This is a genomic window from Neobacillus mesonae, assembly GCF_001636315.1.
Taxonomy (GTDB): domain Bacteria; phylum Bacillota; class Bacilli; order Bacillales; family Cytobacillaceae; genus Neobacillus; species Neobacillus mesonae.
Genome location: NZ_KV440949.1, coordinates 24,025 through 45,032, shown reverse-complemented (window position 1 = coordinate 45,032; position 21,008 = coordinate 24,025). Strand labels below are relative to the sequence as shown.

Annotated in this window: 19 protein-coding genes; 18 read left to right on the top strand and 1 reads right to left on the bottom strand. The window is 39.6% G+C overall.

Features of this window, described 5'->3' with window-relative positions; translation table 11 throughout:
• The first annotated feature begins 339 nt into the window (after positions 1–339).
• From A6749_RS00180 to A6749_RS00110, 15 genes are all read left to right on the top strand, one after another.
• Entirely contained in the window at positions 340–1,680 is a 1,341-nt protein-coding gene (locus A6749_RS00180) for an aromatic ring-hydroxylating oxygenase subunit alpha (RefSeq protein WP_407937498.1), read from the top strand.
• A gap of 15 nt (positions 1,681–1,695) precedes the next feature.
• A complete protein-coding gene (locus tag A6749_RS00175) occupies positions 1,696–2,229 on the top strand; it encodes a 3-phenylpropionate/cinnamic acid dioxygenase subunit beta (RefSeq protein ID WP_236719603.1) in 534 nt (177 codons plus the stop codon).
• A gap of 369 nt (positions 2,230–2,598) precedes the next feature.
• Complete coding sequence (locus tag A6749_RS00170) at positions 2,599–3,783, top strand: MFS transporter (RefSeq protein ID WP_066400548.1); 1,185 nt, start codon at positions 2,599–2,601, stop codon at positions 3,781–3,783.
• A gap of 263 nt (positions 3,784–4,046) precedes the next feature.
• Positions 4,047–4,496 (top strand): CoxG family protein, encoded by a 450-nt coding sequence (locus tag A6749_RS00165; protein WP_066383184.1) that lies wholly within the window; start codon positions 4,047–4,049, stop codon positions 4,494–4,496.
• Positions 4,497–4,540: 44 nt separating this feature from the next.
• On the top strand, positions 4,541–5,419 hold the full coding sequence (locus A6749_RS00160; RefSeq protein ID WP_066383181.1) for an FAD binding domain-containing protein: 879 nt from the start codon (positions 4,541–4,543) through the stop codon (positions 5,417–5,419).
• 29 nt (positions 5,420–5,448) lie between these two features.
• Complete coding sequence (locus A6749_RS00155; RefSeq protein ID WP_066383179.1) at positions 5,449–6,000, top strand: (2Fe-2S)-binding protein; 552 nt, start codon at positions 5,449–5,451, stop codon at positions 5,998–6,000.
• Positions 5,997–8,279: a xanthine dehydrogenase family protein molybdopterin-binding subunit gene (locus tag A6749_RS00150; RefSeq protein ID WP_066383177.1), complete on the top strand. Its 2,283-nt coding sequence runs from the start codon at positions 5,997–5,999 to the stop codon at positions 8,277–8,279. Before A6749_RS00155 ends, A6749_RS00150 begins: the two co-directional genes overlap by 4 nt.
• Before the next feature lie 475 nt (positions 8,280–8,754).
• On the top strand, positions 8,755–10,059 hold the full coding sequence (locus tag A6749_RS00145) for an FAD-dependent monooxygenase (protein ID WP_153042982.1): 1,305 nt from the start codon (positions 8,755–8,757) through the stop codon (positions 10,057–10,059).
• Positions 10,060–10,141: 82 nt separating this feature from the next.
• The gene (locus tag A6749_RS00140) at positions 10,142–11,002 is read left to right on the top strand and encodes a DUF3891 family protein (protein WP_066383170.1); all 861 of its coding nucleotides are present in this window, start codon (positions 10,142–10,144) and stop codon (positions 11,000–11,002) included.
• 42 nt (positions 11,003–11,044) lie between these two features.
• Complete coding sequence (locus A6749_RS00135; protein WP_066383168.1) at positions 11,045–11,821, top strand: maleate cis-trans isomerase family protein; 777 nt, start codon at positions 11,045–11,047, stop codon at positions 11,819–11,821.
• Positions 11,822–11,891: 70 nt separating this feature from the next.
• Positions 11,892–12,263: a DsrE family protein gene (locus tag A6749_RS00130; RefSeq protein WP_066383166.1), complete on the top strand. Its 372-nt coding sequence runs from the start codon at positions 11,892–11,894 to the stop codon at positions 12,261–12,263.
• A gap of 17 nt (positions 12,264–12,280) precedes the next feature.
• Positions 12,281–12,979 carry an isochorismatase family protein gene (locus A6749_RS00125; protein WP_066383163.1) on the top strand — a complete coding sequence of 233 codons (699 nt, stop codon included), beginning with the start codon at positions 12,281–12,283 and terminating at the stop codon, positions 12,977–12,979.
• A gap of 116 nt (positions 12,980–13,095) precedes the next feature.
• The gene (locus A6749_RS00120) at positions 13,096–13,752 is read left to right on the top strand and encodes a GntR family transcriptional regulator (RefSeq protein WP_066383161.1); all 657 of its coding nucleotides are present in this window, start codon (positions 13,096–13,098) and stop codon (positions 13,750–13,752) included.
• A 489-nt stretch (positions 13,753–14,241) separates the two neighbouring features.
• A complete protein-coding gene (locus tag A6749_RS00115; protein ID WP_066383159.1) occupies positions 14,242–15,483 on the top strand; it encodes an MFS transporter in 1,242 nt (413 codons plus the stop codon).
• A 61-nt stretch (positions 15,484–15,544) separates the two neighbouring features.
• Entirely contained in the window at positions 15,545–16,216 is a 672-nt protein-coding gene (locus A6749_RS00110; protein WP_066383156.1) for a cysteine hydrolase family protein, read from the top strand.
• A 250-nt stretch (positions 16,217–16,466) separates the two neighbouring features.
• On the opposite strand, the gene A6749_RS00105 is transcribed toward A6749_RS00110, so the two are convergent.
• Positions 16,467–17,348 carry a LysR family transcriptional regulator gene (locus A6749_RS00105; RefSeq protein ID WP_084797583.1) on the bottom strand — a complete coding sequence of 294 codons (882 nt, stop codon included), beginning with the start codon at positions 17,346–17,348 and terminating at the stop codon, positions 16,467–16,469.
• 129 nt (positions 17,349–17,477) lie between these two features.
• Here A6749_RS00105 and A6749_RS00100 point away from each other — a divergent pair, with 129 nt between their 5' ends.
• The 3 genes from A6749_RS00100 (at position 17,478) to A6749_RS00090 (ending at position 20,988) form a co-directional block, all read left to right on the top strand.
• Positions 17,478–18,566, top strand: coding sequence for an XdhC family protein (locus tag A6749_RS00100; protein ID WP_066383154.1), 1,089 nt, complete (start codon positions 17,478–17,480; stop codon positions 18,564–18,566).
• A 264-nt stretch (positions 18,567–18,830) separates the two neighbouring features.
• Complete coding sequence (locus A6749_RS00095; RefSeq protein WP_066383152.1) at positions 18,831–19,589, top strand: IclR family transcriptional regulator; 759 nt, start codon at positions 18,831–18,833, stop codon at positions 19,587–19,589.
• A 214-nt stretch (positions 19,590–19,803) separates the two neighbouring features.
• The gene (locus A6749_RS00090) at positions 19,804–20,988 is read left to right on the top strand and encodes a sulfite reductase subunit alpha (RefSeq protein ID WP_066383148.1); all 1,185 of its coding nucleotides are present in this window, start codon (positions 19,804–19,806) and stop codon (positions 20,986–20,988) included.
• Positions 20,989–21,008 lie beyond the last annotated feature (20 nt).

Below are 21,008 nucleotides of genomic sequence, written 5' to 3'. Positions count from 1 at the left end.
ATGAGCTTTTTTCTAATCAAAAAAGGTGAACTTTTTTTAAGGAAGGCACGGGCATTAACATTCATTTTTTTTATTCGTTAATAAATAATAAGTATTTAACATTATATATTATACATTTTAAACTATAATTAGCAGAGAATTTCAAACATTCGTTTTGAAAGAACACTTTTAGTTAATATTTAGTGTATCTAATATTTGGATGGAGGTTAAATGGATGAAGTGATAGAATCGCCAAACATATTAATAGGTAATTTTGACACTCAGTATTACACATAAATAATGAATCTACCAAAGAATTATCTTACAAATGGAATATAGACAAATTGAGGTGAGCAGGAAATGTTGGTTAAAGATAACTTAAATAAGGAGATTTTTCAGAAGCTGAAAGAAAAAATGGAACAGGGTTTATTACCTCAATGGGTAGTGACAGATCCTGAAATATATCAATTGGAACGTAAGAAGATTTTTGCCCGTACTTGGCAATTTCTTGGGCACGAATCAGAGATAAAGGAGCCTGGAAGTTATGTAACTAGATGGATGGCTAGTGATCCTATATTACTCGTAAAAACAAAATCAGGTGAGATTAAAGCCTTTCTTAACTCTTGCACGCATAGAGGCGCGCAATTATGCACGGCTGATTTCGGAAATAAGAAAACGTTTACATGCCCCTATCATGGATGGAGTTACAACCTCGATGGAGATTTAATTGGTGTAGTTTCTGGGAAAAAAGTGTACGGGGAAAATATGGTGAAGGATGATTGGGGGCTTCGGCCAATTCCGAAGGTAGAGATATATCAAGGGTTAATTTTTGGAAACTTGGATTATGAAGCTGTTCCCTTAGAAGAGTACCTTGGGGATATGAAATGGTACTTAGACATCCTGTTGGGCAGAAGTGACGGAGGAATGGAGGTTAGAGGGGTCCCTCAACGCTGGGTAGCCCAAGCAAATTGGAAGATGACGCATGAAAACTTCTCTTCCGATCCTTATCATGTGCAAACGACCCATAGATCCACAGTAGAATTAGGAATTAGCCCGAGTGACCCGAATTATGCGGGATATGGCCATCAGGTCGTCTTAGAAAACGGTCACGGTTTAAGTATCATTACCTCTGCCACAGGCAGCTCACCTTATAAATATCAAACAATGCCTGAATCCATGTGGCCAATGTTTGAAAGAAATTTAAGCCCGGAACAAGCTGAAGTATTATCAAAAACAACGGTTTTCATAGGCGGCGTTTTCCCTAACTTTGCATTTGACAGTCCAGTTCATGGGACGGAAGGGGAAATGCACAACTACTTAAATCTTCGGGTTTGGAGACCTTTAGGTCCGGATAAAGTAGAAATTTGGTGTTGGTTTTTAATTGATAAGGCAGCACCTGAAGAATACAAGGAAGAAGCATATAAATCATATGTTGGTTCCTTTGGTCCCTCCGGCACATTGGAGCAGGATGATACAGAGGTTTGGGCTCGTATCACTCAAGTAAACAACGCGCTCATGATGGAAGATAAAGAATTAAATTATAACAATGTCAATAACTACCTGCTTGGAGAATCAGTATTTGAACCAGATGAAACGTTCCCTGGACCAGGTGTTGCTTACCCATCTTGTTACACGGATAATTTAGCGAAAAATATTCATAAGCGTTGGTTTGAACTCATTTCAAAAGGGATTGTGGACTAAAAGGAGGGAATAGAAGTGAGTCTGGAATTACAACTTCAGCAAAATATAGTGGATCCAAAGTTACACCTTGAAATTAGTCAATTTTACCATCAAGAAGCCTATTTTTTAGACCATCGGATGTATAAAGAATGGTTTGATTTATTAACGGATGATGTTAAATATCGTATGCCACTACGTGTGACTAAAGAAAGAAGAGACGGTTCCGATATAGTGGATGAAATGACCTACTTTGAAGAAACGAAAAAGTCACTTGAAACAAGAGTCCAGAGGCTTTATACGAATTCGGCCTGGGTCGATGATCCACCTACTAGACAAAGGCATTATATCACGAACATCATGATAACACCGAGTGCTGTTTCTGATGAATATAACGTCCGAACTTATTTTTTCTACAAACGAAGCAGGGCTTCCGAGCTTCAAACGGAAGAAATTATGGGAGAACGGGAAGATGTAATTCGGAAAGAAGAAGGAAAATGGAAAATTTCTCAAAGGACGATCTATCCCGATCAGACTGTATTAACAGTTATGAATCTAGGTATGTTTTTGTAAATATGCACATTGTTAAGGCTTCCGCCTGTAATGACAAGAAGACTTCTTTGATTGATAGTGTAGAACAATTCAACAATATAGAAGGTCTTGCCTTATTATTAGAGAGACAATAGGGTTGTGCTTTTTAGCATGACCCATTTTTTAACAAGGGCTCGAAAAGCAAAAACCGTAGGGAAATAGTTTTAGAAGTGTTCCTAATCTCACAAAATATAAGAAACTTTCTATCTCCTAAAGATATTCATTTTGAATCTAGGTTTAAAAGATTTTGGCTTATCCAATCCCTGTTAAAGAAGGTGAACATTTTTGAGTGATAATAATACTAAAACAGTATCTTTTCGAAAAGTATTTTTGGTTTCAGGTACGAGTTTTATGTTTGATGCAATGGATGTTGGAATTATTGGGTTCCTAACAGCAGCGTTAATTCAGGATTGGAATATGACACATGCTACAGCTGGGTGGATTGGAACCATTAATGCAATCGGGATGTTTTTCGGAGCGATCATTGCTGGTGTGCTTGCGGACCGGATTGGCCGCATGAAAGTATTAACGATTACAATCATTATGTTTAGCATCAGTAGTGGACTCTCTGCGCTTTCAACATCACTTGCCATACTTTTGGTTCTAAGATTCTTTATGGGATTAGGTCTAGGAGGGGAGGGTCCGGTAGCGGCTACAATTGTTGCTGAACACGCTCCTAGCAAAACAAGAGGGCGTTGGGTTGTACTGTTAGAGAGTTTCTGGGCGGTAGGTTGGTTGTTAGCTGCAATAATTGGCTATTTTGTAATACCGAACTGGGGATGGCGCGCAGCGCTTCTTATTGGCGCAATTCCTGCCTTTATCGCCATCTACATCCGCCGCGGAGTTCCGGAATCAGCCACTTTTAACAAGATGGATAAAGAGCGCACTTCCGTATGGGGGAATTTAAAAACATTATGGACTCCAAAATATGCACGTGCCACCACGATGACTTGGATTCTATGGTTACTCACTATGTTTACGTATTATGGCATGTTTTTATGGTTCCCATCCATACTGGTCCTGAAAGGTTTTGACCTCATTCGAAGTTTTGGATATGTGCTAATCATGACCTTGGCCCAATTGCCAGGATTTTTTAGCGCAGCGTGGCTGATTGAAAAAATAGGTCGAAAATTCGTCCTTATTGGCTATTTGATATGTGTAGCTATTAGTTCACTTTTCTTTGGAAATGCTGAAACTGTAACGGCACTTCTTGCCTCAGGACTCGCTTTAAACTTTTTCTTTCCAGGGGTTACGGGTACGATATATGCCTATGCGACAGAAAACTATGCCGCGGAAGTACGGGCTACAGGATCAGGGATGGCAAATGCGCTTGGACGTATAGGGTCTATTATCGCCCCTGTAGTTGTCGGTGGAATGATGACGGCAGGTTTTCAGATTGAAACTATTTTCATCCTCTTTTTCAGCACATGTATCCTTGCAGCTTTGAACGTGTTGCTTCTTGGTAAAGAAACACGAGGACAAACGGAGGAAACTGAAATACTTGAAAATCCAATAGAGAAAGTAAGTTCTATCTAAATGGTGTATCAATTGGGGTTGTAAATTCATCCAAAGAGCCTAAATTCTCTTTTTGTCATCCGAGAGTTTAGGCTTTTTACTATAGTAAATTAATAATCAAGCAAATAGAAAAAGTTTATGATTATATAAAATTTAGGTATTTCACAATTATATATAATATATTTTATACTTTATTTATGAAAATAAATTTCTGATAATTATGAATTGTCATCGGAAAGGTAAAGCTTACTAGCTGAAAAATAAAGTAAGGGTGGTTATGAATAATGAACGTACAAGGTGAAATTATTGTTGATGCTAGCCAGGAAGAGGTTTGGAACGCTTTGAATGATCCAGAGGTCCTCAAGAAGGCAACCCCAGGGTGTAAAGATTTAACTGAAGTCGAGCCGGACAGTTACAAGGCAGAAATCGCCCTCGGAATCGCAGCGGTGCGCGGTGAATATCAGGCAGAGATTAAAATCCTTGAGAAATCCGCCCCAAACAGCTACCGACTTCTTATGAAAGCTGACAGTAAAATGGGATTCATTGAAGGGAATGCTGTGGTTGAACTTGATTATAAAAATTCAAAGACAACCATTCGATATGATGGGGAAGCAAAGGTAGGCGGCCTGATTGCAGGGGTTGGACAGCGAATCTTGTCCGGAATTGCCAAAATGATTGTTAAAGACTTCTTTAAGAGAATTGCCAAGGAAACAAAAACGAGAACAGCCATTTAAGTAGAATAGGAATAAACGATTTAGCCGGGAAAGAGAGGGATATCGTGAAACCAGCAGTTTTTGACTATCATGCTCCAACAGACCTTAATGAGGCATTAGACTTATTGGAGGACTTTGGTTTTGACGCCAAAATCATGTCGGGTGGACAGAGTCTAATCCCGATGATGAATATGCGTCTGGCCCGCCCAAAAGTAATTATCGACATCAGTAATATATCTGAACTCAACTATATTCGTGTGACAGATTCATCTATCCAAATTGGCGGAATGACTCGTCACTATCAAGTTGAGGAGTCGGAGGAAATGAAACAAATTTGTCCTTTACTGCCAGAAGGAATGAAATTAATCGGACATTCCCAAATAAGGTCTCGGGGAACAATTGGGGGAAGTGTTGCACACGCAGATCCTACCGCGGAACTTCCTGTTATGCTTGCCGCATTGGGAGCAACGATTACTCTAGCATCACCTGATGGACTGAGGACGGTTACGACCGATGAATTTTTTATGACCTATTTGACAACCACAATCGAAATGAATGAGATTTTGGTGTCAGTCGAAATTCCCTTACCGTCAAAAAGAACAGGATTTGCAATCGATGAATTCACTTTAAGAAAAGGGGATTTTGGCATCGTCTTGGCAGCTGCTTCTGCAACTCTTGACGATGAAGGAAAGATAAGAGCCGCCACACTCTGTCTAGGAGGGGTTGACGGAGTTCCTGTAGTCTTGGAAGAAGTGACAGATGGACTAATCGGAAAGCTTCCTGACGATGAGTTAATAGCTGAATGCTGCCATTCAATAGGGGAGTTAATTGATCCTGAGCCGGACATACATGCAAGTGCGGAATATCGAAAAGATTTATCTATAACATATGCCAAGCGTGTCCTTAAATTGGCTTGCAAAAGGGCTAGTCATCAACAAGATTAATTTTCTAGTATTTTTTCGGGGGTGAAACCATGTCGCATAGTAATTTAAGAAACCTTACATTAACCGTGAATGGAAAAGAGTATAACGTAACAGTTGAGCCCCGGATGTTATTATCCGACGTACTACGTGATGAGCTTGGTTTAACAGGGACACACGTCGGCTGTGAACATGGAATATGCGGAGCATGTACGGTAATAATGGATGGCCGGGCTGTACGGTCCTGCCTGGCCTTTGGTGTACAGGCCGACAAAGCAGAGATAACCACAGTAGAGGGATTAGCAGAGCCGGGCGGCGATCTTCATCCTTTACAGGAAGCTTTCTGGGAGAAACATGGCCTCCAATGTGGTTTTTGCACTTCAGGGATGCTGATGTCTGCTTGTCATTTTCTAAAGGAAAATCCTAACCCTACCCGGGAACAAATCAGGGAAGGTATCTCCGGTAATCTTTGCCGTTGTACGGGATATCAAAATATCGTGGACGCCGTGGAAATGGCGGCAGAATTAATGAATAAGAATAAAGAGAGCGTGGAAGGACCAAGTGATAAAAAGATTATACATTCTAGGGGGGAGGTGGAAGTATGACTATTGGCACTAGTGTAAAGCGGATTGAGGACCCACGCCTAATTACAGGTAAGGGCCAATATGTAGGGGACATCAAGCTGCCAGGCCAATGTGAAGCTTTCATTCTTCGCAGCCCACATGCTCATGCTAAGATTCTTCGTATAGATACGGAAAAAGCAAAGCAAATGTCAGATGTTCACTTAATCTTGACTGGTAAGGATTTGCCTGAGGACCTTGAGCCAATTCCAATGCGACTTGCACCAAATGACGCGTTAACAAAGGCTTTGCAGTATCCACTAGCAAAAGATAGAGTTCGGTATGCCGGGGAACCGGTTGCACTCATTGTGGCCTCAACAAGATATACAGCAGAGGATGCCGCAGATTTGGTAGATGTATATTATGAACCGTTAGATCCCATCACTGACGTACATCAAGCGATTCATCCCAACACAGATATTTTGCATCCGGAAATTGGAAGCAACGATCTCTTCCTGATCCATTCCAAAAAAGGAGATATTGATGAGCTTTTAAAAAATAGCCCGCATCAAATTGAGGAAGAATTATATGTTCAGCGTCACTCAGGGATTCCAATGGAAACAAGGGGGCTCCTTGCTTTTGTAGATGAGGATGAGCGCTTAACTGTATATGGACCAACAAAAGTAGTCCATTTTAATCATCAAATTCTATCCAGGCTATTAAAGAAGGATATAAAAAAAATCCGGTTTATCGAGACAGATGTTGGCGGAGGATTTGGACCAAGGGGAGAGTTTTATCCAGAGGATTATCTTATCCCTTTTGCAGCGCTTAAGCTTGGCCGGCCTGTTAAGTGGATTGAAGACCGCCTGGAACATATGAAGGCGACAAACCATTCCCGTGAGCAGAAGCATCATGTTGTCGTTGGATTTGATGAAACGGGAAGAATTCATGCATTAAAAGATGAAATTTTTGTTGATACGGGCGCCTATATCCGCACTCATGGGATTACGGTTCCGGTTTTGACCCAGGGCATGTTTGCCGGACCGTATGATATTCAAGGATTAGAATTCAAAGTACATGTAGTTGCAACCAATAAGGGGCCAACCGGAACATATCGCGGACCTGGCAGATTTGAAGGTTCGTTTGTACGGGAAAGGGTTATCGATTTAGTCGCAAAGAAACTTAATCTAGATCCAACTGTAGTAAGAGAAAGGAATTTAATTCAACCTGAACAAATGCCGTACACGAATGGCATTTCCGCCCTAGGGCAGGTTGTAGAATACGACAGTGGTGATTATCCACAAATTCTAAATATTGCACGGAAGGAAATGGATTGGGAGAATTTTTATAAAAGAAAGGCCCAAGCCGAACAGGAAGGAAAGTATATTGGTTTAGGGTTTGCTATGTTTGTTGAAAAGTCTGGACTAGGACCTTGGGAGTTTTGCGAAGTTGAATTTACGGATAACGGAGAATTGATTTGTAAAACAGGCTTATCGGATATCGGCCAAGGGGTAGAAACAGCCCTTGCCCAAATATGCTCCGAGCAATTGGGAATTCCTTATTCAAAGGTGAAAGTAATCCATGGGGATACGGATGTGGTAGAAAAGGGGAATGGTTCCTTTGCAACCCGGGGAACTGTGGTTGGCGGTTCTGCCGCATACTACGCATCATCTGAGCTTAAAAAGAAGATATTGCAGTTCGCAGGAAAGAAATACAATCTTCCAAGCGAGAATCTCGATATCAAAGAGGAAGTGATTACCCAAGTCACCACGGGGCTAAAGATTTGCTCAATCGCGTATATCCTGGACGTGGCGAAAAAACAAGGGGTCGAACTACGTGAAAAGTATACGTTTTCAATTGATCATATGTCCTATCCATATGGGATACATGCAGCAGAGGTTGAAGTTGATTCCGAAACAGGAAAAGTGAAAATTGAAAAATATTATATTGCTTATGATGTAGGTAAAGCGATTAATCCGATGCTTGTTCACGGGCAGCTTGTAGGTGGAATGGCCCAGGGTCTAGGGGGCGCCATTTATGAGGAGCTTCGATATGATGACAATGGACAGCTAGTCACTGGATCATTTATGGACTATTTACTGCCAAGTTCAATGGAAGTCCCTGAAGTTGATATTAATATCCTGGAAAACTCTCCTTCCCCTTTAAATCCATTAGGTGTCAAAGGAGCAGGTGAAGGAGGAACGGTTGCGGTAGCGCCGGCCCTTGCTAATGCCATTAGCAATGCTTTGGATAAATTCCCGCTCAACATCACTTCCTTGCCAATACGACCTGAACAAATAAGGGAAGCAATAAGAAAAGCGTAAGCGCCCTAGTCAGCGGCGTATGGCCTCCTCGAAAAAGCTAACGCTTTTTCTTCGTGCGATGTCTATGCTGCCGAAGCATTCCTTGTGGAGCGCTCCAACTGAGATAAAGGAAACACGAAGAGCCGGAGGCGCATTCGTGCTTGACTTATCGTAGGGGGGAGAGCGAAGGACACTAGCCGCTAGGGCGCTGGAGCTAGACAATAAAAAAGGGTCCTTCAGAGAAAGAAGGGTGAATATTAATATCGGCGTTACTTGATCATGTGCTAGAAACTGCCAAACTATCAACACTGAACGAGGTTTTTGCTATCATCCCCGCGAAGATGATGGAACTGAAAAGAATGGCAATGAATGCGGGCAGTCATATTGTTTTAAATACAGAACCCCGGTTAGGTATATGCAACCATTATAAAGACTATTTTTAAAACAATATGGCTGGTGATAAAAAATAAAGTTAGTAAAGGGGAGGAAAAAAGTGGTGAATACAATAAAAGAAATGAAGTCTGATGTGTGCATCGTTGGTGCTGGCCCCGCGGGAATGCTGCTAGGTTTGCTTTTGGCTAAACAAGGATTAAAAATTACAGTTCTTGAGCAAAATCCAGATTTTCACAGAGAGTACCGCGGTGAAATTACCCAGCCGCGATTTGTCCAACTAATGAAACAATTGAATTTATTAGATTATATTGAATCACTTGATCATGTAAAGATACCTGAGGTGACTGTATTCCATAACAGTAATCCAATCATGAACCTTAAATTTAATACTTTAATTGAAGAGGAAAGCTACTGTGCAAGGTTGACACAGCCTACTCTCTTAGCCGCGCTGCTTAAAAAAGCGAAAGAATATCCAAACTTTAAGCTTCTTTTTAATACAAAAGTAAGGAGCCTTCTAAAAGAAGGAGAAAAGACGGTTGGAGTACATGCTCAGGCTAAGTCAGGCGAGCAGATCAACTTTTTGAAAGAACAAGTATTTGAAGGAGAATTGAATGTCCATGCCAGAGTTACAGTTGGCGTAGATGGACGAAACTCAACCATCGAAAAACTTGGCAAATTTGAAGTGGATCTTGAGTATCACGATAACGATTTATTATGGTTCTCATTTGAAAAACCTAAAACTTGGGACTACAATATCTACCACTTCTATTTCCAGAAAAATTATAACTACCTATTCCTTCCGAAACTAGGTGGATATATTCAGTGTGGAGTTTCATTAACAAAAGGCGAGTATCAGAAAATTAGAAAAGAAGGCATTGAAGCTTTCAAGGCGAAGATTGTTGAAGATATGCCAATTTTAAAAGATTATTTTGGAAATGTAACAAATTTCAAAGAATTCGTACTCCTTCTTTGCCGTATGCGTTATGTAAGAGAATGGGCAAAGGACGGCCTGTTATTAATTGGTGACGCGGCCCACTGTGTTACCCCGTGGGGAGCAGTAGGAAGCACACTTGCAATGGGAACGGCAGTGATAACAGCGGATGTTCTTTATAAAGGGTTTGAAAATAATGACTTATCACTTGAGACACTTAAACAAGTACAAAGAAGACGTCATGAAGAAGTAAAACTAATCCAAAACCTTCAATTGATTTTAGAGAAGTTTTTAACAAGGGAACCTGTCAGGAAAGAACTTGCCCCGCTTATGTTCAATATTGCAACGAAATTGCCCGACATCACAAAGACATATAAGAATTTGTTTACAAGAGAAAAGCCGCTTGATATTGACGATGTTTTTATTTTTGAAAGTGAAAGCTCACCAGAAAAAAAAGAACAAATTGGCATTTCCTGAAATATAGAAAACAACCTGCTTGCTTTGAAAGCTAGCAGCCCTTGCAAAGATGGAAAAACTAGATTAAAAGGAGAGACTGATTATGTTTATTACCAAGCATGAGGATGGATATTTGTATATTGTCAACCAATATGATCATTCCGTACAGGCTGGGGAAGTAGCAAGGTATTGGGGGAACGAGGAATTTATCCGTCCTCAGTATTTTGAATCCATGTGTCTGGCAGTTGAAAAGCATGATATCGGTTGGATTGAATCAGATGAAAAAGTGTTATTTGATGAACTAGCGGGTCAGCCAGTTCCTTTTCTAAGTGTTAACCTGCTGCAGCATGTTGATTTTTATGGGAAAGGATATGAAAAAGTAAAAGCCGAGGATCCTTATGCCGGGTTATTGGTCGGAATGCACTGGATGGGGCTTTATACAAGCCGTTTTGGTTATGATCCTTCCTTTACCTTTAAAATTCCCCAAGACCTAGCTCCGCAAATTGATGAGACAATCATTCAGATGCAAAAAGAATGGGTCGAGCTGAAGATGGAATTATGGAATAAACAAGGTCCAAGAAGCGAATTCGAAAACCATTTATGGATTAACTATGAGATTGTTCAATTTATGGACCGGTTGTCTCAATATGTATCAATGCATAAGCCGGATACAACTAATAAATTGGTTATGGGACCGGTTAGAAGAGACCTAGAAAGCAAAGGAACGATGATTACAGTTCAAGGACAGGGAGATGGATCCATTGTCGTCGATCCTTTCCCATTTGTTTCCGAAGTGGAAACTACTGTTAAGCTGCGTAAAATTCCGGATGTCAAATATGATTCACATAGTGCGGTTTATAAAGCGTTGGAAGAAGCGGATTACGAGGAAGTAAAGTGGAAATTTGTCCCGCCCGCGGACAAGAAGTCTTCTAATCCTTTAAAATCACAAAGCATTCTTTCGTAATTCACCTCAAATATAAAGATTAATGGAGATGGAGGATGACCAATGAGTAAAGAATACCGTTTAGGCTTAATCGTGCCTAGTTCGAATACAACAATGGAAAAGGAAATCCCGGCGATGCTAAAGGCTCGCGAAGAAATGATTCAGGATGAGAAGTTTACTTTCCATTCCAGCCGTATGCGCATGATGAAGGTAACAAAAGAAGAATTAGCAAAAATGGACATTGATAGTGATCGTTGTGCCTTGGAACTTTCGGATGCGCGCTGTGATGCGCTTGCTTATGCCTGCTTAGTGGCCATCATGTCTCAAGGTCCTGGTTACCACTGCCTGTCGGAAAGCCGCCTTTCTAAAGTTGCAAAGGAAAATAGTGCTCCTGTACCGGTCATCAGCAGTGCTGGCGCCTTAATCGATGGTGTGAAAGCCATAGGAGCAAAGAAAATCGCGATTGTTACTCCTTATATGAAGCCATTAACGAATATGGTTATTGAATACATTGAATCTGAGGGAATTAAAGTTACGGATTCCATTAGCTTAGAGGTTGCTGACAATTTAGAAGTAGGAAGACTTGACCCATTAAACCTTGTTACTATTGTGGATGATTTAGATGTGAGCGAAGCAGATGCTGTTGTTTTATCTGCATGTGTACAAATGCAGTCTCTTCCTGCTATCCAAAAGGTGCAGGATAAATTAGGAAAACCTGTGCTTTCCGCAGCTGTTTCAACTGTTTATAAATTATTAAAAGAGCTTACCTTAAAGCCGGTTGTGCCAAATGCGGGATATCTTCTATCCGAAGAATTCAATTCTGCACACGCTGGCAAATAATGGAAAAATAGTGAAAAGCGAAAGCCTAAAGACCTAATCAATATTTTACGAAAATCAGGGGGAAGAACAAATGGCAAAAATCCTTATTCATTTGACACATGGACCTGAAGCGCCAACTCAGGCAGATCGTGCCTTCTTAATTGCCAAAACCGCTATTAGGGAAGGTCATAAAGTATCCATGTTTCTTGCAGGAAGTGCAGTACAGTTAATTAAAAATGAACATTTAGAAAGTACGATTGGGATTGGCGATGGAGTTACACCATTAAAAGAATCTTTCGATGAGATTGTTGCAGGTGGCGGAGACATTTATCTATCAAGAATTTCCTGCGGTGCCCGCGGCGTAAATGAACAAGAGCTCAGCGGTAAAAAGGTTGAGCTTGCTGAACCAAATGTACTTGTGCAGCTAACTGTGGACCATGATCGTGTGATTACTTACGGATAAAAAAGGGGCGATTTTTCATGAGAATTTGGGATCCATATTTGGATGAACGTGATAAGAAAGTCTATCAAGGTGCAGGGCTAGGAAGCAAAATGGGTATCGGCAAGAAACCCGCGCTTGTTATTGTTGATGTACAATATGGCTTTACAGGGGACTCCCCGGAGGATATTCATGAGTCCATTCGGAAATATCCGACAAGCTGTGGAGAAACCAGTTGGACAGCGATTGGTCATATTAAAAATTTGCTGGATGCTGCAAGAGAAGCAAACCTTCCTGTTTTTTATACGGTTATTGAAGGAAGCAAAACCTCCTCTAATGACCGTGTAGCGATTAAAGGAAACATATTTGACCATTCTAACCTATTAGAAGGTGAAAAGGGAACGAAAGTGGTTGCAGAGCTCGAACCGCAAAATGGGGAAGTGGTTATCTCCAAGAAAAAGCCTAGTGCTTTTCATGGTACACCTTTGATTTCTTATCTGACAGCACATCATGTGGACACATTAATTGTTACGGGCTGTACGACAAGCGGTTGTGTACGGGCAACTGTTATTGATGCTTTCTCAAATAATTATCGAGTGATTGTTCCGGAAGAGTGTTCGTTTGACCGAGGAATCGCGTCTCACGCTATCAATCTATTTGATATGCAGCAAAAGTATGCTGATGTCACAGCCGTTGAAGAAGTAATAAAGGAACTGGATAGCTTAAAAGCAAAGGTATAATTTTATAAAGCGGAGAGTGTTACGACCTTATTAGTTTGTGATTAACTCTCCGACTGTTATTTTTATATGGCAACCAATGGATTTTGATTAAATATTTTCGGGGAAGGAGGAGAAAAATGGACGTAACCATAAAACTCCATAAGGAAACAACTTCAATGATGGTTTACAGACATATATACAACCTTATAGAAACGGGAGCATTTCAGCCAGGAGAGTGGATAAGAGAAAGGAAGCTTAAGGAAATCCTTGGAGTAAGCAGCACACCAATTCGGGAAGCATTAAAAATGCTCGTACAGGAAAGTGTTTTGGAATCTGTCCCTCATCACGGAGTGCGCATCAAGAACTTCACAACAAAAGAAATAGAAGATATCTATGAACTAAGGGCTGAACTCGAAGGCTTGGCCGCACAGCTAGCGGCAAGGCGGGGGACTGAAGCCCAATTTATGCAATTAGAAGAACTCCTCCTTTTAACACAAAGAAAAATAGAGGAAAACGGTATAATCCAAGATTCGGAATTGTTGTTGTTTAATAACCAATTCCATGACCTGATTATAGAAGTCAGCGGGAATTTAGCTTTGAAGAATACATTATCGCATCTGAGGGCAAAAATTGATTTAATAAGAGTCATGTCATGGAGGAGTAACAGGGACCGGGCTATGGAAACATTAAAACAACATAGATTGATATTAGAGGCCATAAAAGATAGAGACCCTTACTTAGCCCGATTAAGGACTCAGGAACACATCTGGGATTCAATTAGATTGGTCATATAAGGCAAAATGATAGAATACTTGATCATGAGCATATCTAAAGTGCCGGTCTTAACCAAAAAGCAATGGAACTTCCATTTATTATGAGAAGCTTTCATTGTTTTTTTATCAAGAAATATGGATAGTTTAGATTACATGAAAAAATAATAAAAAATAATTTAATTCTTCCTTTGTCTAGCTGTAATCATGCTCTTTCACTTTAGTAGATTATCAAACATTCAATTTTTTTATCCGTTAATAAATAATAAGTATTTAACATTATATTTAATACCTTTTACACTATAATTAACTGAATAATTCAAATGTTTTTAAAAAGGGGGCGCCTTTTAGGAGTTTAGTTATATTTATCGCAGATGGAGGTATGATTGATGAAATAATAGAATGCCCAAATGTAATGAATATGACCTATTAGTAACGAACCGGATAGACTTTTACAAACGGAAAAGAGACATATTTTTATAATAATTTACAAGATGAAGAAGGAGGAATATTATGAATATTGGAAGTGAAAAACCGATATCTACTCGGAAAATATTTATTGCTTCAGGGTTTGCCTTTATGTTTTGTGCAATGGATGTTGGAATTATCAGCTTTATCGTAACGATGTTAATTAAAGAATGGAACTTGACGTCTCTTGAAGCTGGATGGATAGGAAGCGTCAATTCATTCGGGATGCTTGTCGGTGCGATTGTAGCTGGTGTACTTGCAGACCGGTTTGGAAGGAACAAGATATTAATTTTAACAGTACTCCTGTTTACCGTCGCAAGTGGACTTTCGGCCTTTACTTCATCGCTGGCTATGTTTTTGGTTCTGCGTTTCTTTATCGGTGTAGGTTTAGGTGGAGAAGCACCGCTTGCAGCAACCTATATATCAGAGCACTATCCTGCCCATAAAAGCGGTCGTATGGTCGTCCTTTTGGAAGCTTTCTGGCCATTAGGATGGATCCTATCTTGTATCATTGGGTATTTTATTGTCCCGGAATGGGGCTGGCGTTTAGCGCTTATCATTGGTGCACTGCCGGGCTTTTTTGTACTCTATATGCGTCGGGGACTTCCTGATCCACCTGAGTTTAAAAAATTGAATAAACAGCAATCTTCCGTCTGGTCCAATTTGAAAACGATATTTTCGCCAAAATATGCGCGTGACACCACGATGCTTTGGATTCTCTTTCTACTTATCATGTTTACGTATTACGGCCTGTTTTTATGGCTGCCATCTTTTATGGTTATGAAAGGCTTTAGTGTGGTTGAAAGTTTTGGATACGTTTTGCTCGTAACGCTTGTTCAATTGCCTGGCTTTTTCAGTGCGGCATATCTGGTTGAAAAAGCCGGACGTAAATATACCCTTATTGGATTCATGCTGTTTTCCGCGTTAAGTGCACTGTTCTTCGGTATGGCCGAATCGGTCCCACAACTTATCGCGGCAGGTGTGGCTATATCCTTTTTTATCCCTGGGGTAATGGGTACAATCTATGCATATGTAACAGACCACTATGACTCAAAAGTGCGTGGTATAGGAGTAGGTATGACGGAAGCTGCGGGACGTATAGGATCTATTTTCGGCCCGATTGCCATCGGTGCCATGATTACAGCCAATCTTTCGTTTACCATCATTTTCTCGGTATTTTTCGCAGCATTCATCCTCGCGTCATTGAACGTATGGATTCTTGGCAGAGAAACGCGTGTGGCCCCGTCTGTCGAAACGATGGAAGTTGTTAGTCCAAAAAACGCCTAGATTCTTGTAAATGTTATCAAGTGTTTAATAGAATAAAAGCTTTAAAGTCGGAGGGATCTAAATGGCCAAATCATATTCGGAATGGACACCAGTATTTAATCTGGATCCAACTAAATCTGCTTTACTCGTTATCGATATGCAAAATGGATTTATCGAAGAGGGTTCACCTCTGGAGGTACCAATGGCACGCAAACAAGTTCCAGTCATAAGAGAACTAATCACCTTTTGTCGAAATCAGGAAATACCTGTTATCTATAGCGCCTTTTGTGTAGGGCCTGATTTCCACTATGATTTTTATTGGAAAATGGCCAAACAGCGCGGTTTGAGACTGGAAGAACCGGAATGTAATTTTTGGGATGGGAAACACGAAACGAAGATTTTTTCAGAACTACATCCTCTTCCCAATGAACGAGTCATCAAAAAGTATGGTTATGATTGTTTTGCTGGAACGGAACTTGACCAGGTACTCAAATCGCTTGGGGTATCGGATCTAATTATGACAGGCACGGTCCTTAATTGGTGTGTTGATAGTACAGTTAGAGCGGCTTATCACCGTCATTATAATGTCGCGGTCATCTCAGATGCTGTTAGTTCTTTCGATCATGCAGGAGGGACTGCAGAAGAATGGCATAGGATGGAATTAAACCTCTTTGCTGAAGCATTTGGCAGGGTAGTTTCGTCCAATGAGGCTATAAAAGAGCTGTCACAGTTAACTGCAGTAGAGATTAAGTGATTTTCAGTATGTAATCCAAGGAAGTCCTTTATCACAAAGCCTATTTCTCTTTTGCCATTGCAAGAGATTAGGCTTTCTTTTTTTCTTTAAAGCTGTATATTCATAATCATCTTCTCTCCATTCTTTGCCCGGACGCTAGAGTCATTTCCGGGTAAGGATACAAATTTCCGCAAGTGTATATATGGGGATATTTTTGGTTGCGAGGAGAGAGTTTCTCGAGTGAAACATCTCCCCAATCAACTGTGGATGATTATGACAATTTTTCAGCTGCCAATTCAGGTATAAAAATATCTTCATAGAACAACTCATTTTTTCTGAATGCCAAAAAATATTGAATTTCGCTAACCAGCAAGTTTTCATGAATAGGAATATGAACTAAATTACCTTTTTTAATTTCATTATTGAAAGCATGTGAAGGGAGAAAAGATACCCCATTATGGTTGTGAATAAGGTCGTTTACTAACTCAATTTGATTGGTGATAATCCTTCTCTTGCATGAAACATTATTGAATACTGTTTGATTTTTTATAAATGGTTTGTAGAAAATTAAGTATTGGTTTTCTAAACTTTCTACTTCTTTTAGACAATTTTTTCTAGCCAATGGATGTTTGTTTGACACAATCAAACCATATTTTTCGTTTAAAACTGGATAGGATACTAAATTCTTATTGTTGATAGGCTCGGTTACAAATGCTAGATCAAGAATTCCATCCATCAGCGAGTTAGCAATCAGTGACTGGTCCATTATTAGAAGGTTGATATTCGTTTTATGAACGTCATTCAACAGGTTGATTTTTTCGTAAATAAATGGATGGGTTAGTGCGAGGGAGCTCCCTACGGTCATTAAATTTTCATTTTCATTTTGATTTATTTCATTTTTTGCAGACTTTATTATTTCAATGACTTGTTTGGCATAAGGCTGAAAGAGTTTTCCTGCTCTAGTTAATTCCACACTCCGTTTTCCTGTTTTTCCTCTGACAAACAATTCCTGGCCAAGTTCTTCTTCTAAGTAGCGAATTCTGTTTGAGATGGTTGGCTGGGGTACAAAAAGGTTCTTTGCGGCTTCTGTAAAATTTCCATTCTCACAAACAGTTAGAAATGTCTCCAAATACAGTATGTTAATAAAAAACATCCCCTTTTTGTTAAAATAGATTATTCTGAATATTGATAATTTGGTAAATAAATTATATCATGTATTTAACATATGTAAACATGTAATCACAAGGAGTAAATAATATAACTGAAAAAAGGAGCTGCGATCATGAATGATTTCTCCAGGCTATTAGATAGATTAGAAAAGGATAAAGAAAAAATGTTTGCTATGGCCACAATTATCCGTGTAGATGGCTCTGCTTACAGGCGAGAAGGGGCGAAAATGCTGATTGGAAGAGATGGAAGTTATTACGGTACCATTAGCGCGGGCTGTTTGGAAGAGGATTTAATCCATCAATCCATGCATGTACTGGAATCATATCAGCCAAAAATTGTGAAGTATGATTTGAGGTCCGAAGATGATGATCTTTCCTGGGGACAGGGTGCGGGCTGTGATGGCAATATAGAAATATATATTGAGCCAATAGGATGGGAATGGAATCAAATAAATCAAAGCACCTTGTTATGGCCTCATATTTATGAACAATTAGAGCAAGGCCAAACCCTTGTGACGGTAAAATGCATGAAAGAAGGAGACAGGCAAGGGGCATTCATCCTTTCATCTACTGATGGGAGAATGATAGGAGGGTCTCTGGGTCAAGACGTGGAGTATACTTTGATTCCATATATCCACCAATTTTCCATCAGTAGGCCGAAAGTAAAGTTAATGTATATAGAAGAGCTTAAAGGTGATTATTTATTCGAATTATATCTGCCACAGGACAAATTATTTATTTTTGGTGCTGGTCCCGATGCTGAGCCTTTGGTTGAACTTGCCTCAAAACTGGATTTTTCGGTTACAGTCATTGATCCGAGGAGCAGCCGGTGCAGCGAGGATTTTTTTCCGAAAGCGGATTGTTTAATCAACGAGCATCCGGAATCTTTTTTTAATCGATTCGAGATTCCTTATAACAGTTATGTTCTTATCATGACCCATAATTTTAATCGGGATCAAATAATCCTGGAATATCTCCTGCAGGCCCCTCCGAAATATCTTGGAGTATTAGGACCTAAGAGAAGAACCAAACGGCTGGTCAACGATAAAACATCATTGTCTTTCATTCATTCTCCAATCGGATTAAGTATCGGCGCAGAGGGACCGGAGGAGATCAGTATAAGTGTATTGGCGGAATTAATTAAAATAAGAAATCAATCTGCTTTTAATCAGACTAGCCAACCAGTAGAGTGCTGGATCTAAAAGCTGTTTGAACCATTAACCCAGAATATGATAAAATTAATAAATCAAGACATTATTATCCTCCCTTGCAAAACCAAATCTAAGATCTTATCGATAAAAGCAAGAGCCTCTATTCTGAGTAGGGTGACTAGGAACTAAGAGGGGCTAGGAAATGTTGGTACCGATACAGAAAGCATTAAGATACTGGTGCAGGGAAGCCCTTATATAAAAGTCAGCTAGAATTGTAGCTATGAAGAATATATATTGCTTAAAGGAGATACGAAAATGGATACAGAAATGAGAGGGCAAGGTATCCAGTCCTTGGAATTAGGAATAAATATTTTAATAAAAATTGGTGAGATGGACAAGTCTCTTTCAATAACTGAAATTTCGGATATGTGCGGAATTTCTAAAAGCAAATTGCACAGATACCTCACTAGTTTTTGTCGAACTGGCTTCCTTCAGAGGGATTCTTCTCTTCAATATTCCATTGGTCCAGCGCTGGTCGCAATCGGAAATAACGCAAATATAGGACAAGATATCAAAGACTTGGCAAAGCCATCATTAATTAAATTAAGGGATTTGGTTAATGAAACTGTGTTCTTGTCGGTTTGGGCAGGAGATGCCCCCTATCCAATTGACATTGAAGAGAGCAGGCGCCAGATGACAATTGGGATAAAAGTAGGCTATAAAACCAGTATTGTTCTAACGACTACTGGAAGATTGTTCGCTGCATTTTTACCTGAGAAGGAGGTACAGCATTATTTACATAAAGACCTCCTGGAACATCATATGGACCCAGATGAATTTCAAATGGAACTTTCCTCCATCAGAGAAATGGGATATTCAGTAGCGGACGATATCCTAGTTCCCGGTTTGGTTGCAGTTAGCTGCCCCGTGTTTGGCAGTGATAATAGAATAGTGGCAACCATTACAATTGTGGGAATAAAAGGTGTACTGGATTTATCCAGCGATTCACAAATAATAACTTCCCTAAGAAAAGAATGTATGAAATTAACAGATGTTTTACGGTCCGAACAGTAGATAAAAACTTGGAAAATATTGCCTAAAAAATGGAAACTTCAAATAAGTTTCCATTTTTTGTCTATTTAATTTATAAATTTCCACATTTAGATTAGGTAGTATACTTTTAAATACTATCTGATATTAAAGTGCGTACTTAAAATAGAGAGGATTACTTGTTATAATTTATGGTATTCAGATAATACTAAAATTTCAAAAAGTAGAGGTGAAGTTTATGCAAAACACCACAATAAACCCTAAAAATTCAATAGTAAGCAATAAAGTGACCACAACATTTTCAAGAACAAATCCATTTCAAGCGAGAGTTCTCCAGAATGTAAATTTAAATAGAGATGGATCAAGTAAGGAAACAAGGCATGTCGCCTTATCGTTAAAAGGTTCTGACCTTTCCTATACCCCAGGTGATGCTCTTGGGATTCTACCTAAAAATGATCCGGAATTAGTTGCTTCACTTCTTGAAGAAATGAAATGGGATGCAGAAATGGCTGTTACATTAAATAAGAAAGGTGATACACTCCCTTTAAAGGAAGCGCTAACAACACACTTTGAAATTACGGTATTGACAAAAAAAATATTACTGAATGCAGCAGAATTTACAGAAAACACAGAGTTACATAAACTCTTGTTAGTTGAAAATACAGCCAAATTGAAAGAATATTGTTATGGTCGTTATTTAATTGATCTGTTACATGATTTCGGTCCATGGAGAGCAACTGCTCAAGATATCGTGTCTATATTAAGAAAAATGACACCACGTCTTTACTCGATAGCAAGTAGCCTATCAGCTAATCCTGACGAAGTGCATCTAACGGTCGGTGCAGTTAGATACCACGCCCACGGACGGGACCGGAAAGGTGTTTGCTCAGTTTTACTTGCTGAACGGATTCAAGAAGGAGATACACTTCCAATATTTATTCAATCAAATAAACACTTCCATTTACCAAAGTTTGTGGATCAAGATATTATTATGGTTGGTCCAGGAACAGGTATTGCGCCATTTCGTTCTTTTATCCAGGAACGTGCCGCAACGAAAGCAACAGGCAGATCATGGCTATTTTTTGGTGATCAGTATGCAGCGTCGGATTTTCTTTATCAAAACGAGTTAGAGCAATATCATCAAAATGGAGTGATAACAAGGTTAGAGACAGCGTTCTCCCGTGATTCGGCTCAAAAAGTATATGTACAGCATAAAATGCTTGAATATAGTAAAGAGTTATTTGAATGGTTAGAAAATGGAGCATACTTCTATATTTGTGGAGATAAACAAAGAATGGCAAAAGATGTCCACAACGCTATTATTGACGTTCTTGAAAAAGAAGGTGGAATGACCCGTCAAGAAGCTGAAGCATATCTAAATGATATGCAAAAGAATGGGCGTTACCAGCGTGATGTGTATTAAATGAATTTTTACGGTACTAT

What these genes read in the sequence shown, in the direction of transcription:
- A6749_RS00180 (WP_407937498.1), top strand. Translation starts at nt 340, where the DNA reads ATGTTGGTTAAAGATAACTTAAATAAGGAGATTTTTCAGAAGCTGAAA.
- A6749_RS00170 (WP_066400548.1), top strand. Translation starts at nt 2,599, where the DNA reads ATGTTTGATGCAATGGATGTTGGAATTATTGGGTTCCTAACAGCAGCG.
- A6749_RS00165 (WP_066383184.1), top strand. Translation starts at nt 4,047, where the DNA reads ATGAACGTACAAGGTGAAATTATTGTTGATGCTAGCCAGGAAGAGGTT.
- A6749_RS00155 (WP_066383179.1), top strand. Translation starts at nt 5,449, where the DNA reads ATGTCGCATAGTAATTTAAGAAACCTTACATTAACCGTGAATGGAAAA.
- A6749_RS00150 (WP_066383177.1), top strand. Translation starts at nt 5,997, where the DNA reads ATGACTATTGGCACTAGTGTAAAGCGGATTGAGGACCCACGCCTAATT.
- A6749_RS00140 (WP_066383170.1), top strand. Translation starts at nt 10,142, where the DNA reads ATGTTTATTACCAAGCATGAGGATGGATATTTGTATATTGTCAACCAA.
- A6749_RS00135 (WP_066383168.1), top strand. Translation starts at nt 11,045, where the DNA reads ATGAGTAAAGAATACCGTTTAGGCTTAATCGTGCCTAGTTCGAATACA.
- A6749_RS00130 (WP_066383166.1), top strand. Translation starts at nt 11,892, where the DNA reads ATGGCAAAAATCCTTATTCATTTGACACATGGACCTGAAGCGCCAACT.
- A6749_RS00125 (WP_066383163.1), top strand. Translation starts at nt 12,281, where the DNA reads ATGAGAATTTGGGATCCATATTTGGATGAACGTGATAAGAAAGTCTAT.
- A6749_RS00120 (WP_066383161.1), top strand. Translation starts at nt 13,096, where the DNA reads ATGGACGTAACCATAAAACTCCATAAGGAAACAACTTCAATGATGGTT.
- A6749_RS00115 (WP_066383159.1), top strand. Translation starts at nt 14,242, where the DNA reads ATGAATATTGGAAGTGAAAAACCGATATCTACTCGGAAAATATTTATT.
- A6749_RS00110 (WP_066383156.1), top strand. Translation starts at nt 15,545, where the DNA reads ATGGCCAAATCATATTCGGAATGGACACCAGTATTTAATCTGGATCCA.
- A6749_RS00105 (WP_084797583.1), bottom strand. Translation starts at nt 17,348, where the DNA reads ATGTTTTTTATTAACATACTGTATTTGGAGACATTTCTAACTGTTTGT.
- A6749_RS00100 (WP_066383154.1), top strand. Translation starts at nt 17,478, where the DNA reads ATGAATGATTTCTCCAGGCTATTAGATAGATTAGAAAAGGATAAAGAA.
- A6749_RS00095 (WP_066383152.1), top strand. Translation starts at nt 18,831, where the DNA reads ATGGATACAGAAATGAGAGGGCAAGGTATCCAGTCCTTGGAATTAGGA.
- A6749_RS00090 (WP_066383148.1), top strand. Translation starts at nt 19,804, where the DNA reads ATGCAAAACACCACAATAAACCCTAAAAATTCAATAGTAAGCAATAAA.